General features: G+C 67.9%; 11 protein-coding genes. 6 read left to right on the forward strand and 5 right to left on the reverse strand.

Annotated features, from left to right (window positions below; translation table 11 throughout):
• Positions 1–115 precede the first annotated feature (115 nt).
• The 3 genes from BFF94_RS00710 to BFF94_RS00720 are packed head-to-tail and all read left to right on the forward strand — an operon-like array spanning position 116 to position 5,432.
• Positions 116–3,328, forward strand: a complete 3,213-nt coding sequence (locus BFF94_RS00710) for an efflux RND transporter permease subunit (protein ID WP_219138843.1) — start codon at positions 116–118, stop codon at positions 3,326–3,328.
• Complete coding sequence (gene irlR, locus BFF94_RS00715; protein ID WP_128843637.1) at positions 3,328–4,011, forward strand: heavy metal response regulator transcription factor IrlR; 684 nt, start codon at positions 3,328–3,330, stop codon at positions 4,009–4,011. Before BFF94_RS00710 ends, irlR begins: the two co-directional genes overlap by 1 nt.
• Entirely contained in the window at positions 4,008–5,432 is a 1,425-nt protein-coding gene (locus BFF94_RS00720) for a heavy metal sensor histidine kinase (protein ID WP_128843636.1), read from the forward strand. Before irlR ends, BFF94_RS00720 begins: the two co-directional genes overlap by 4 nt.
• An 82-nt stretch (positions 5,433–5,514) precedes the next feature.
• Here the strand turns inward: BFF94_RS00720 and BFF94_RS00725 are convergent, their stop codons facing one another.
• Positions 5,515–5,799 carry a DUF4148 domain-containing protein gene (locus BFF94_RS00725; RefSeq protein WP_128843635.1) on the reverse strand — a complete coding sequence of 95 codons (285 nt, stop codon included), beginning with the start codon at positions 5,797–5,799 and terminating at the stop codon, positions 5,515–5,517.
• A 293-nt stretch (positions 5,800–6,092) separates the two neighbouring features.
• On the opposite strand from BFF94_RS00725, the gene BFF94_RS00730 reads away from it, so the two are divergent.
• Together BFF94_RS00730 and BFF94_RS00735 are read left to right on the forward strand one after the other, a co-directional pair.
• Positions 6,093–6,332: a hypothetical protein gene (locus tag BFF94_RS00730; RefSeq protein WP_246637196.1), complete on the forward strand. Its 240-nt coding sequence runs from the start codon at positions 6,093–6,095 to the stop codon at positions 6,330–6,332.
• 241 nt (positions 6,333–6,573) lie between these two features.
• Complete coding sequence (locus tag BFF94_RS00735) at positions 6,574–7,077, forward strand: hypothetical protein (protein ID WP_128843633.1); 504 nt, start codon at positions 6,574–6,576, stop codon at positions 7,075–7,077.
• 20 nt (positions 7,078–7,097) lie between these two features.
• Here BFF94_RS00735 and BFF94_RS00740 read toward each other — a convergent pair whose 3' ends face one another.
• Positions 7,098–8,393 (reverse strand): O-acetylhomoserine aminocarboxypropyltransferase/cysteine synthase family protein, encoded by a 1,296-nt coding sequence (locus BFF94_RS00740; protein ID WP_128843632.1) that lies wholly within the window; start codon positions 8,391–8,393, stop codon positions 7,098–7,100.
• A 133-nt stretch (positions 8,394–8,526) separates the two neighbouring features.
• On the opposite strand from BFF94_RS00740, the gene BFF94_RS00745 reads away from it, so the two are divergent.
• A complete protein-coding gene (locus BFF94_RS00745) occupies positions 8,527–9,195 on the forward strand; it encodes an O-methyltransferase (protein ID WP_128843631.1) in 669 nt (222 codons plus the stop codon).
• Between the two features lie 9 nt (positions 9,196–9,204).
• Here BFF94_RS00745 and BFF94_RS00750 read toward each other — a convergent pair whose 3' ends face one another.
• The 3 genes from BFF94_RS00750 to BFF94_RS00760 form a co-directional block, all read right to left on the reverse strand.
• Positions 9,205–10,356, reverse strand: coding sequence for a DUF1176 domain-containing protein (locus tag BFF94_RS00750; protein ID WP_219138845.1), 1,152 nt, complete (start codon positions 10,354–10,356; stop codon positions 9,205–9,207).
• A 216-nt stretch (positions 10,357–10,572) separates the two neighbouring features.
• Positions 10,573–11,388 carry a nucleotidyltransferase domain-containing protein gene (locus BFF94_RS00755; RefSeq protein ID WP_128843629.1) on the reverse strand — a complete coding sequence of 272 codons (816 nt, stop codon included), beginning with the start codon at positions 11,386–11,388 and terminating at the stop codon, positions 10,573–10,575.
• Between the two features lie 52 nt (positions 11,389–11,440).
• A complete protein-coding gene (locus BFF94_RS00760; protein WP_281426081.1) occupies positions 11,441–12,664 on the reverse strand; it encodes an RtcB family protein in 1,224 nt (407 codons plus the stop codon).
• Positions 12,665–12,687 lie beyond the last annotated feature (23 nt).

Consider the following 12,687-nt stretch of genomic DNA (forward strand, 5'->3'; position numbering starts at 1 on the left):
CGATTGGAGGCCCGGTGTGCAGCCCGGTATGCGGCCCGATTTGCGACCCGCCGGTTGACCGGCCGGGCCGCCCGTCCGGTGAGGGTAACCGTGCCCCGTTTCAAGGAATCCCGACATGTTTGAGCGCCTGATCCGCTTTGCGATTGCGCACCGCTGGCTCGTGATGCTGGCGATCGCGGCCGTGGCCGCGCTGGGCGTGTTCAGCTACCAGAGGTTGCCGATCGACGCGGTGCCCGACATCACGAACGTGCAGGTCCAGATCAACACGGCCGCGCCCGGTTACTCGCCGCTCGAGGCCGAGCAGCGCATCACCTATCCGGTCGAGACCGTGATGGCCGGGCTGCCGGGCCTCGAGCAGACGCGCTCGATCTCGCGCTACGGGCTGTCGCAGGTCACCGTGATCTTCAAGGACGGCACCGACATCTACTTCGCGCGGCAGCTCGTCAACGAGCGCATCCAGGAAGCGAAGGACAAGCTGCCGGCCGGCATCGCGCCCGCGATGGGCCCGACGTCGACGGGCCTCGGCGAGATTTACTTGTGGACCGTCGAGGCCGATGCGGCCGCGCGCAAGCCGGACGGCACGCGCTATACGGCGGCCGACCTGCGCGAGTTGCAGGACTGGGTCGTCAGGCCGCAGCTCAGGAACGTGCGCGGCGTGACCGAGGTCAACTCGATCGGCGGCTACGTGAAGGAGTACCGCGTCGCGCCGAACCCGGCGAAGCTGATGTCGTACGGGCTGACGCTCGCGGATGTCGTGCGCGCGCTGGAACGCAACAACGACAACGTCGGCGCCGGTTACATCGAAAAGCGCGGCGAGCAGTATCTGGTGCGCGTGCCGGGCCAGGCGCGCACCGTCGACGACATCGCGAACATCGTGCTGACCAACGTCGGCGGCGTGCCGGTGCGCGTGAAGGACGTCGGGCTCGTCGACATCGGCCGCGAGCTGCGCACCGGCGCGGCGACGTCGAACGGCGAGGAGGTCGTGCTCGGCACGGTCTTCATGCTGATGGGCGAGAACAGCCGGACGGTCGCGAAGGCCGTCGCCGCGAAGATGGAGGACGTGAACCGCACGCTGCCGGCCGGCGTGAAGGCGATTCCCGTGTACGACCGCACCGTGCTCGTCGAGAAGGCAGTCGCGACGGTGAAGAAGAACCTGCTCGAAGGCGCGATCCTCGTGATCGCGGTGCTGTTCCTGTTTCTCGGCAACATCCGCGCGGCGCTGATCACCGCGCTCGTGATTCCGCTGTCGATGCTGATGACCTTCACCGGCATGGTCAACGCGAAGGTGAGCGCGAACCTGATGAGCCTCGGCGCGCTCGACTTCGGGATCATCGTCGACGGCGCGGTGGTGATCGTCGAGAACTGCGTGAGGCGGCTCGCGCATGCGCAGGCCGCCGCCGGCCGGCCGCTCACGCGCGACGAGCGCTTCGCGGAAGTGTTCGGCGCGTCGCAGGAGGCACGCCGCGCGCTGATCTTCGGGCAACTGATCATCATGGTCGTGTACCTGCCGATCTTTGCGCTGACCGGCGTCGAAGGCAAGATGTTCCACCCGATGGCCATTACCGTCGTGATGGCGCTCGCGGCCGCGATGGTGCTGACCGTCACGTTCATTCCGGCGGCCGTCGCGCTGTTCATCGGCGAGCGCGTCGAGGAGAAGGAGAACCGGCTGATGAGCTGGGCGCGGCGCGCGTACGAACCGGCGCTCGCCGCGTTCATGACGCGCCCGGCGCGCGTGATGCTCGGCGCGGCCGCGATCGTGCTCGTCACGCTCGGGCTTGCCACGCGGCTCGGCAGCGAATTCATCCCGAGCCTGAACGAAGGCGATCTCGCGGTCGCCGCGCTGCGGATTCCCGGCACGAGCCTGTCGCAGTCGGTCGAGATGCAGAAGTCGATCGAGAAGACGCTGAAGGCGCGCTTTCCCGAGATCGAGCGCGTGTTCGCGCGCACCGGCACGGCCGAGATCGCGGCCGACCCGATGCCGCCGAACCTGTCGGACGGCTACATCATGCTGAAGCCGGCCGACCGGTGGCCCGACCCGAAGAAGCCGCGCGACCAGCTCGTGCGCGAGATCGAGGAAGCGCTGGCCGAGCTGCCGGGCAACGCGTACGAGTTCTCGCAGCCGATCCAGCTGCGCTTCAACGAGCTGATCTCGGGCGTGCGCAGCGACGTCGCGGTGAAGATCTTCGGCGACGACATGGCCGTGCTGAACCAGACCGGCGAGCAGATCGCGGCCGCGCTGCAGAAGGTGCCGGGCGCATCCGAGGTGAAGGTCGAGCAGACCACGGGCCTGCCCGTGCTGACCGTCAGCCTCGATCGCGACAAGCTCGCGCGCTACGGCGTGAGCGTCGCCGACCTGCAGGACACGGTGGCCGCGGCGGTCGGCGGACAGAAGGCCGGCACGCTGTTCCAGGGCGACCGCCGCTTCGACATCGTCGTGCGGCTGCCCGACGAGCTGCGCTCGGACATCGAGGCGATCAAGCGGCTGCCGATCGCGTTGCCCGCGGCGGCGGCCGGCGCCAGCGCGCCGCTTGCGGCGGCGCCGTACGTGCCGCTCGCGGAGCTCGCGACGATCGACGTCGCGCCGGGGCCGAACCAGATCAGCCGTGAGGACGGCAAGCGGCGGGTGGTCGTCAGCGCGAACGTGCGCGGCCGCGACGTCGGCTCGTTCGTCGCCGATGCGCGCGAGCAGTTGCAGCAGGACGTGCGCGTGCCGGCCGGCTACTGGGTGTCGTGGGGCGGCCAGTTCGAGCAGTTGCAAAGCGCGAGCGAGCGCCTGAAGCTCGTCGTGCCGCTCGCGCTGTTCATGGTGTTCGTGCTGCTGTTCGTGATGTTCAACAACGTGAAGGACGGGCTGCTCGTGTTCACCGGCATTCCGTTCGCGCTGAGCGGCGGCGTCGCGTCGCTGTGGCTGCGCGGGATTCCGCTGTCGATCACGGCGGCGGTCGGCTTCATCGCACTGTCCGGCGTGGCCGTGCTCAACGGTCTCGTGATGATCTCGTTCATCCGCAACCTGCGCGACGAAGGGAGGCCGCTCGAGGCCGCCGTGCGCGAAGGCGCGCTCACGCGGCTGCGGCCCGTGCTGATGACCGCGCTCGTCGCGTCGCTCGGCTTCCTGCCGATGGCGTTCGCGACCGGCACCGGCGCCGAGGTGCAGCGCCCGCTCGCGACGGTCGTGATCGGCGGTATCCTGTCGTCCACCGCGCTGACGCTGCTGGTGCTGCCCGTGCTGTACCGCGTCAGCCATGCGGTGTCGTGGCGCGCCGTATTGCGCGGCGGCTTCGGCACGGGCGTGCTGCGCCGGCTGGGTTTCTTCAAGGGTAATGCGTGATGCGAATTCTGATTGTCGAGGATGAACCGAAGACGGGCGTCTATTTGCGCAAGGGCTTGACCGAGGCCGGCTACGTCGTCGATTGGGTCGAGGACGGCATCACGGGCCAGCACCAGGCCGAGACCGAGGAGTACGACCTGCTCGTGCTCGACGTGATGCTGCCTGGGCAGGACGGCTGGACGCTGCTGCAGAACCTCCGGCGCAGCAAGTCGACGCCCGTGCTGTTCCTCACCGCGCGCGATGATGTCGGCGATCGCGTGAAGGGGCTCGAGCTCGGCGCCGACGACTATCTCGCGAAGCCGTTCGACTTCGTCGAGCTGACCGCGCGCATCAAGTCGATCCTGCGGCGCGGCCAGCCGCGCGATTCGAACACGCTGCGCGTGGCCGATCTCGAACTCGACCTGACGCGCCGCAAGGCCACGCGGCAGGGCGACACGATCCTGCTGACCGCGAAGGAATTCGCGCTGCTGTGGCTGCTGATGCGCCGCGAGGGCGAGATCCTGCCGCGCGCGACGATCGCATCGCAGGTGTGGGACATGAACTTCAACAGCGACACGAACGTCGTCGATTCGGCGATCCGCCGGCTGCGCTCGAAGATCGACGACGCGTACGAACCGAAGCTGGTCCATACCGTGCGCGGGATGGGCTACGTGCTCGAGGCGCGTGACGGCGCGGCGAAATGATTGCGCGCCTGCTGCCGCGCACGCTGCGCGGACGCCTGACCGCGCTGATCATCCTGTCGACGTCGGTGATCCTCGCATCGAGCGGCGTCGCGCTCTACAAGGCGCTGAGCAATCGCGTCGAAGCGACGGCGGCCGAGCAGATGGCCGGCATTTCCGCCGCGTTGGGTGCGCACCTGGCCGAAGCGCGCACGACGGCCGACGTCGCGCGCAACACCGACATCTGGATCGACCAGCTGCACGGCCATCCGAACATGGATCTCGCGATCTACGATGCCGCGGGCGCGCGCCTCGTCGGCACGCCCGGATTCCGCCCGTATGCGCCGCTGCTGTCGCTCGACGCGGGGCGCGTGCCGGTCGACGTCGCGCCGCCGGGCGCGCGGCACCAGTATCTCGTGACGACCGTGCCGCTCGCTGGCGCGGGCGCGCCCGTGGTGCGCGTCGCGGTGCAGTACGACCGCAGCGCCGACGTGCTGTTGCTGCGCACGCATGCTTATACGATCGTCGTGATCGAGGTGTTCGGCGTGGTGCTCGCGGCCGCGATCGCGTATGGCATCGCGGCGCTCGGGCTGAGCCCGCTGCGGCGCTTCGCGGCGCGCGCCGAGCAGATGTCGACGAGCCGGCTCGCGCATCCGCTGCCGGAGCTCGATACGTCCGGCGAACTGAAGGAGCTCGAGCATGCGTTCAACGGGATGCTCGCGCGGCTGAACGAGTCGTTCACGCGGCTGAGCCAGTTCTCGTCGAATCTCGCGCACGACATGCGCACGCCGCTCACGAACCTGCAGGCGGCCGCGCAGGTCGTGCTGTCGCAGCCGCGCAGCGCGGATGAATACCGGAGCGTGATCGAGTCGAGCATCGACGAATACCAGCGGCTGTCGCGGATGATCGAGGACATGCTGTTTCTCGCGCGCTCGGAACAGGCCGGCACGTCGATCGACGTGCGGCGGTTGAATGCGGCGGAGGAGGCCGGGCGCGTCGCCGGTTACTACGAGCCGCTCGCGGAGGACGCGGGCGTGTCGGTGAAGGTCGACGGCCACGCGTGGGTCGATGCGGATCTGACGCTGTACCAGCGAGCGCTGAGCAACCTGCTGTCCAATGCGCTGGCCTACGCGCCGCGCGGCAGCGTCGTGACGGTCGACTGTGTCGAGCAGGGCGGCGCGACGACGATCGCCGTGTCGGATACGGGGCCCGGCATCGACGCGCAGCATGTCGGGCGGATCTTCGAGCGGTTCTATCGGGTTGACCCGTCGCGGCACAATTCGGCGTCGGGTACGGGGCTCGGCCTCGCGATCGTCCGGTCGATCATGGACAATCACGGCGGCGAATGCGGCGTCGACAGTGACCCCGGCCTGCGCACGACGTTCTGGCTGCGCTTCCCGCGGCGGCCGGTCGAGCCGACACGGCCGGCCGCCATCAGCACCTGACATCGCGGGCGGGCACGCCCGTGCGTTCGCCGCGACGCGCTTGCGCACGGCACGTTGCCCGTGATCGCTTGCCCGCGCGGCATCAGCGCTTGGCCAGGTCGTCGTGGTTGTCGGTCTGCGGCTTCTTCTCGCCGCCATGCACCGAAATCCCGTGAAGCTCCTTGTTGCGCGCGACGATCTCGCTGGTCGGCGGGTACTGCGTCTTGCTCGTCGGCACGACGCCGTCGTGCTGCGCCTGCTTCAGTTCGTTGACGACCTGCGTGCGGGTCTTGCCCTGCGTTTGCGTCTGCGCGAATGCGGCTTGCGTGGCCATGCCGAGCGACAGCGTGGCGGTGACGAACAGTGCTGCGAGTTTTGCGGTTTTCATGGAGTTCTCCTTGATCGGGGTCGCCGGGTGGCGAACCATGGACCCAGTATGCGAACGCAGCCGTGCGCCACCGTGATCGGGAGATGAAAAATGCGTCAGATTGCGGAGCGCGTCGGCGCGCCCCGCGTTTGATCGACGTGACGCAATCGTCATGTTCGCGTCATGGGCGCGATGAGCGGAAAGCGGAACATGAAGCCTGCTGATGGCCGACGTGGCCGACGGCATTCGCGCCGTTCGCGACAGCAGCATGGAAAGCGGGCGGCCCTGTTCAGCGTTTCCTCCCGGACTGAAAATTGCCTCGTCCCGCCATACGCCCAGTCTTGATCGCAGTCCTGATCGTTCCGTTGTTCGCGGGTTGTGCATCGACACGCCCCGGCAACACCGCGACCACGCCCGCCGCCGCGCGCAAGCCGGTGCCGGCCGACCTCATGCCCGGCGAACAGATCGACTATGCCGGGCATCGCTGCGGCAATCCGAACCTGTATGTGAAAACGCATACGTGCCTGTTCCCGCAACGCAATCCAACGCCCTGATCATCGGGCACGCAAAAAAACGGCCCGGCACTCGACGTGTCCGGGCCTAACGCGTGACGTGCCGTGCGGCAGCGACCCGCTTGCGTGGTTCGGAACGGGCATTGCCCGTCACGGTTTCGATCGTAGCGACGCGACACTTCGCGAACCTGATCGGAACATGAAATTTTTGTCATGCGGCGCGCACGTATGCTCGCCGCGCTCAGAACCGGTGATGCAACTCACATACGGAGAGGAGGGTGCCATGCTCAATTTCACGAAAGGAATCGTGCTCGCGGCGTGCCTGATGTCGACGGCCGCGATGGCGGCAGGATGGCCGGAGCGTGCACTGTCGCACGCGTCGGCGCACGACACCGGCCGCCGCGCGAGCGAGCGGATGCGCTGCGAGTTCGCAGCCGTGCCGGCAGGCGAGTGGAGCGCGACGTTCACGCGCGGGCAATGCGAGGTCGACAACGGCCGGCTGACGTTCGTGCCGGCCGATGCAGGCGGAGACGCGAATGTCGCGGAGCAAAGGATTCTGCTGGGCGACGTGCGTACCGCGTCGCATCAGTCACGCAAGCTGAAGGAACAACTGCAGTTGACGACACGCGATGAAACGATCGCGCTGAACGTGTTGACCGACGACGGCAGCCGCAAGTCGCGCGAACATGCGATCGACCTGTGGACCGCGCTGCGCAACGAGAGCGTGACGCCCGTCAACGGCACGCGCATCGTCGACACGTATCCGGCGGGCGCGACGACGTGGTAGCCGGCGCGCCCGTAGTACGGTCAAAGCTGCGCGAGCGCCTGGTCGAGATCGGCGAGCAGATCGTCGATATGCTCGATGCCGATCGACAGCCGCACCGTTTCCTCCTTCACGCCGGCCTTCGCGAGTTCGGCCGGCGACAGTTGCCGGTGCGTCGTCGATGCCGGGTGCGTCGCGAGCGACTTCGTATCGCCGATGTTGACGAGCCGCGTGAACAGCTTCAGCGCATCCTGGAACTTCGCACCGCCGTCGCGGCCGCCCTTCACGCCGAACGTCAGGATGCCCGGCGCGCGGCCCGACAGGTAGCGTGCGACGAGCGGATGATCGGGGTGATCGGGCAGGCCCGCGTAGTTCACCCATTCGACGTGCTCGTGGCGCGCGAGATGCTGCGCGATCTTCAGCGCGTTGTCGCTGATCCGCTCGACACGCAGCGCCAGCGTTTCGATGCCCTGCAGGATCTGGAATGCGTTGAACGGCGAGATCGCCGCGCCCATGTTGCGCAGCGGCACCACGCGCGCGCGGCCGATATAGGCGGCCGGCCCGAACGCTTCCGTATAGACGACGCCGTGATAGCTGACGTCGGGCTCGTTCAGCCGCTTGAAGCGGTCCGCGTGCTCGGCCCACGGAAACTTGCCCGAATCGACGATCGCGCCGCCGAGGCTCGTGCCGTGCCCGCCGAGATACTTCGTCAGCGAGTGCACGACGATGTCCGCGCCGTGCTCGAACGGGCGCAGCAGGTACGGCGACGGCACCGTGTTGTCGACGATCAGCGGGATCCCGTGGCGATGCGCGACTTCCGCGAGCGCGGCGATGTCGGTGATGTTACCGAGCGGGTTGCCGACCGATTCCGCGAAGATCGCCTTCGTGCGCGCGTCGATCAGCGGCTCGAACGACGCGGGGTCGCGCGGATCGGCGAAGCGCGTCGTGATCCCGTATTGCGGCAGCGTATGCGCGAACAGGTTGTACGTGCCGCCGTACAGCGAACTCGCGGACACGATGTTGTCGCCGGCTTCGGCGATCGTCTGGATCGCGTACGTGACGGCGGATTGCCCCGACGCGAGCGCGAGTGCGCCGATGCCGCCCTCGAGCGCGGCGATCCGCTGCTCGAGCACGTCCGTCGTCGGGTTCATGATTCGCGTGTAGATGTTGCCCTGGACCTTCAGGTCGAACAGGTCGGCGCCGTGCTGCGTGTCGTCGAATGCGTACGCAACGGTCTGGTAGATCGGGACGGCGACCGCGCGCGTGGTCGGGTCGGGACGATAACCGCCGTGCACGGCGATGGTTTCGAGACGCCAGTTCGAAGAGGCCTGATCGGTCATGGGTGCTCCGTCTGTTGTTGTGATGGTCCGGCGATTATAGGAGCACGTGCGCGGCTGTCCTTAGAACGAATGGTGTGTTGCTTATGGAGGTGGGGCGCATAGAATGCCTTTTTCCGCAGACCGGAGGTGCACGATGGATCAGGACCAGTGGAACCAGGTGGATGCGTATTTCTCCGCGACGCTCGTGCCGTCCGACGACGCGCTCGACGCCGCGCTGGCGGCGAGCAACGCGGCCGGGCTGCCCGCGATCAACGTCGCGCCGAACCAGGGCAAGCTGCTGCAGCTGCTCGCGACGATCCGCGGCGCGCGGCGGATCCTCGAGGTCGGCACGCTCGGCGGCTACAGCACGATCTGGCTCGCGCGCGCGTTGCCGCCGGGCGGCACGCTCGTGACGCTCGAACTGAACCCCGGGCATGCGAAGGTCGCGACGCAGAACATCGCGCGTGCCGGGTTCGCGGAGGTCGTGTCGGTCGTCGTGGGCAGTGCGAAGGACAGCCTCGCGCGGCTCGTCGCCGCGGGCGAGGCGCCGTTCGATTTCATCTTCATCGATGCCGACAAGGACAACAATCTGGTCTATCTCGACGCGGCGCTGAAGCTGTCGCGGCCCGGCACGGTGATCGTCGTCGACAACGTCGTGCGCGGCGGCCGCGTGGCCGATCCGGACAATCGCGAGCCCGACGTGGCCGGCGTGCGCGACGGGTTCGCGCGCCTCGCGGCCGAGCCGAACCTCACGACGACGGCCGTGCAGACGGTCGGGCAGAAGGGCTGGGACGGGTTCTCGATCTCGATCGTCGGTGCGTGACGTGACGCGTCAGCGGTTTCCTGCCGCGTCGGCCCGGCGATACAGGCGCGGCCATTGGTCCTGGAACAGGCCGTTGCAGGTGCCGTGCGTGGCGATGTCGTCGAGCACGAAGCGCCGGCCGTCGAAGATCCACGACGCGGTCGAGCCGCAATCGCCGGCACTGCGCAGCCGGACCTTGCTCGACAGCGTTGCGCTGGCGGAATCGTAGCCGGCCTCGGTCAGCTCGTTCGCGAACGACGCCGAATCGAGGCCCGCGTTCGCGTTCTCGCCGAAGTTCATCGCCGTCGGCGCATACGGTGCGGTGCGGCGCACGCGATACCACAGGTCGGTGTGGTTATACATGCTGCTGGTCTGGCACGGGATCGCGACAAGCGCTTCGTCGGCCGAGATCGCGACGGCTCTCGATGTTTTCCGTCGATCGCTCGCCGACATTTCGTCTTCGACGTCGGCCACGCATTGCTTCACGTCGGTACCGAATTTCGCGAGCACCGCGTCGACGAGCGGGCGCTGTTCGGCGGCCGACAGGTTTGCGGCGGGCGGCGGTGCCGGCGTGACGGCAGGCGGCAGTGCCGGCGCGGCCGGCACTGACGACGCGGGCCTGTTGCCGGGGCGCAGCAGCGCCGTGACCGTGCCGACGCGGCCCTGCGTGTCGTCGATCAGCAGCAGCGCGGCAGTCAATCCCGACAGCGGCGTGCGAGCGGTTTGTGCCGCCGCCGGATCGCCGAAGCTCAGCAGTTGCGCGTTGCGCGACGCGGCGAGCCATGCGGCAACCGTTGCCGGGTCGTTCGTCCGGATCCGGAACGGGTGTGCTTCGTCGTCGTTCGTCTTGTCGCCGAATGCATGCCATTGAGCCGGCATCGCATCGAACGGGCGGCCGTCCGCGCGTGCGCTGCGCAGGTCCAGCGGTGCGGATGCGAAGAGGTCGAGCGACGCTTGCGCGTCCGGGCCGGCATCGCGCGTCACGCGCAGGATGAGACTGGTGCGTGCATCGTCGATATCGTCGGCGTGGCTTTCGGCAACGCAGCGGTTGCCGTTGTCGCAGACGACCGACCAGTTCTTGAAGTCGCGCTCGACCGGCGGCCGCGCGAGCGGGCGAGCCTGCGCAACGATGGGGGAAGCGGCGAGGAGGACGGCGAGGGCGAGCGAGAGGCGGTGCGACATGATGGTTCGTATCGACTGTGGATGGGCGGGCGGAAGATGCCGGACTGCAAGCGCATCGTCAGCAAGCGGTGCAGGTCGACTGCAGCGGGCGAACGGCATCAAGTATACCGTCGCATCGGGAGGCGATCGATGTGACGACGCGTAGCGGGCGGGCACGCAGATTGCTGGCCGACGCATAAACGGCGCGATGCCTGCGGGCACCGCGCCGTTCGTCGTTCATCGAGCGTCGACCACATCGCGCAGGAACGCGTCGAGCGTCACCACGTCGCCCCACGGCCGCTTGTATTCGCGATCGTGTTCGGCATCCGCGAGCATCGTCTCGACGAGCGCGTGGATCGCCGGCCGGCGCGGCCCGTATTCGCTTTCGTTCGCGCTCATCTTCAACGCGAGCAACGCATCGAGTTCCGCGCGCACCGCCGGCTCGTGCACGGTGCCATCGACGAGATCCGCGAAGCGCATCGGCGGCATGCCGAGCCCCGCGTCGATCCAGCGCACCGCGAGCAGCGGCCGCAGCACGTACAGGTACTTCTTGTAACGCACCGTGTCGCCTTGCAGATAGCCGCGAAAGTTCTTCTTCGCCATCGCGAGGTAGTGGTGGCGCCCGCGCACCGGCGAGAAGAACGCCGACGCCAGCGACCTGAGCCGCGGCGCCCAGCGTGCGTCTTCGCGATACACGATGGGCGAGTCGAGCCATTCAAGCAGCGTCGGGTTCGAGCGGCGCAGCAGTTGCAGCGCCTTGCGCAGCTCCCAGCCGCTCACGTCGAGCTCGTCGTCGAGCGGCCGCTCGATCACGTCGCGTTGCGGTTCGACGCGCAGGTACCAGTCGCGCCGGTGCACGTACACGAAGCGTACGTCGTAATCGCTGTCCGGCGACGCGAACCCCCAGCCGCGGCTGCCCGATTCGCACGCGAACAGCACGCTGACATCATGGCTGCGCTCGACTTCCGCGAGTTCCGCCATCACGCGCTCACGCACGGTCGGATCGACCGGATGCGCGCTGCGCACGCTTGTCATTGTCTTTTCCGTTTTCATTGTCGTTTCCCTTTCGTTGCGCGCGGCCGCCGGCCCTCAGCCGCGCGCCGCGCTATCCTTTCACGCACACCACCTGGCGCAGCGTATGCACCACTTCGACCAGGCTGCGCTGGGCCGCCATCACCGCGTCGATGTCCTTGTAGGCCATCGGGATTTCGTCGACGACGCCCGCGTCCTTCCGGCATTCGACGCCCTGCGTGGCCTTCACCTGGTCGTCGACCGTGAAGCGGCGCTTCGCTTCGGTGCGGCTCATCGTCCGGCCCGCGCCGTGGCTGCACGAGCAGAAGCTCTCCGGGTTGCCGAGCCCGCGCACGATGAAGCTCTTCGCGCCCATCGAGCCCGGAATGATCCCGAGCTGCCCCTTCTGCGCGGACACCGCACCCTTGCGCGTGACGAGCACGTCTTCGCCGAAGTGGCGTTCGCGCTGCACGTAGTTGTGGTGGCAGTTCACCGCGTGTTCGTCGACCGCGAACGGCTTGGCGATCACGCCGCGCGCCGCGCCGATCACCGCATCCATCATCGCCTGCCGGTTGCGCCGCGCGTAGTCCTGCGCCCAGCCGACCGCTTCGACGTAATCGTCGAAGTGCCGGCTGCCCTCGGTGAAATACGCGAGGTTGCGGTCCGGCAGGTTCGCGATGTGCTGCCGCATGTCGGCCTGCGCGAGCTCGATGAACAGGCTGCCGATCGCATTGCCGACGCCGCGCGAGCCGCTGTGCAGCATGAACCACACGTGGTCCGCTTCGTCGACGCACACTTCGATGAAGTGGTTGCCGGTGCCGAGCGTGCCGAGATGCGCGTAGTGGTTCGTCTTCTCCAGCTTCGGATACTTGTCGACGATCCGCTGGAAGCCCGGCTGCAGCGACTTCCACGATTCGGTCACGGCAGCCGGCGTGCGGTTGCCCCACGCGCCCGGATCGCGGCGGCCCGGCGCGCGGCCGTGCGGCACCGCGCGTTCGATCGCGCCGCGCAGCCCTGCGAGCGAATCCGGCAGGTCGGACGCCGTCAGCGTCGTGCGCGCGGCCATCATCCCGCAGCCGATGTCGACGCCGACCGCGGCCGGAATGATCGCGCCCTTCGTCGGAATCACGCTGCCGATCGTCGAGCCCTTGCCGAGGTGGACGTCCGGCATTACCGCGACGTGGCTGAAGATGAACGGCAGCTGCGCGGTGTTGCGCAGTTGCGCGCGCGCTTCGTCCTCGACGGCGACGCCTTGCGTCCACATCTTCACCGGCTTGCCGTTCGCCAGTTCCATCACCTGGTAATCGATGTCACTCATTTGCTTCACCATTCATTCCGTTG

This window comes from Burkholderia catarinensis, from assembly GCF_001883705.2.
GTDB classification, from domain to species: Bacteria; Pseudomonadota; Gammaproteobacteria; order Burkholderiales; family Burkholderiaceae; genus Burkholderia; species Burkholderia catarinensis.

Bases quoted from the DNA above. Each gene is read 5' to 3' on its own strand.
- BFF94_RS00740 (WP_128843632.1), bottom strand. From the start codon at position 8,393: ATGACCGATCAGGCCTCTTCGAACTGGCGTCTCGAAACCATCGCCGTG.
- BFF94_RS00755 (WP_128843629.1), bottom strand. From the start codon at position 11,388: ATGAAAACGGAAAAGACAATGACAAGCGTGCGCAGCGCGCATCCGGTC.
- irlR (WP_128843637.1), top strand. From the start codon at position 3,328: ATGCGAATTCTGATTGTCGAGGATGAACCGAAGACGGGCGTCTATTTG.
- BFF94_RS00710 (WP_219138843.1), top strand. From the start codon at position 116: ATGTTTGAGCGCCTGATCCGCTTTGCGATTGCGCACCGCTGGCTCGTG.
- BFF94_RS00750 (WP_219138845.1), bottom strand. From the start codon at position 10,356: ATGTCGCACCGCCTCTCGCTCGCCCTCGCCGTCCTCCTCGCCGCTTCC.
- BFF94_RS00725 (WP_128843635.1), bottom strand. From the start codon at position 5,799: ATGAAAACCGCAAAACTCGCAGCACTGTTCGTCACCGCCACGCTGTCG.
- BFF94_RS00720 (WP_128843636.1), top strand. From the start codon at position 4,008: ATGATTGCGCGCCTGCTGCCGCGCACGCTGCGCGGACGCCTGACCGCG.
- BFF94_RS00760 (WP_281426081.1), bottom strand. From the start codon at position 12,664: ATGAGTGACATCGATTACCAGGTGATGGAACTGGCGAACGGCAAGCCG.
- BFF94_RS00745 (WP_128843631.1), top strand. From the start codon at position 8,527: ATGGATCAGGACCAGTGGAACCAGGTGGATGCGTATTTCTCCGCGACG.
- BFF94_RS00735 (WP_128843633.1), top strand. From the start codon at position 6,574: ATGCTCAATTTCACGAAAGGAATCGTGCTCGCGGCGTGCCTGATGTCG.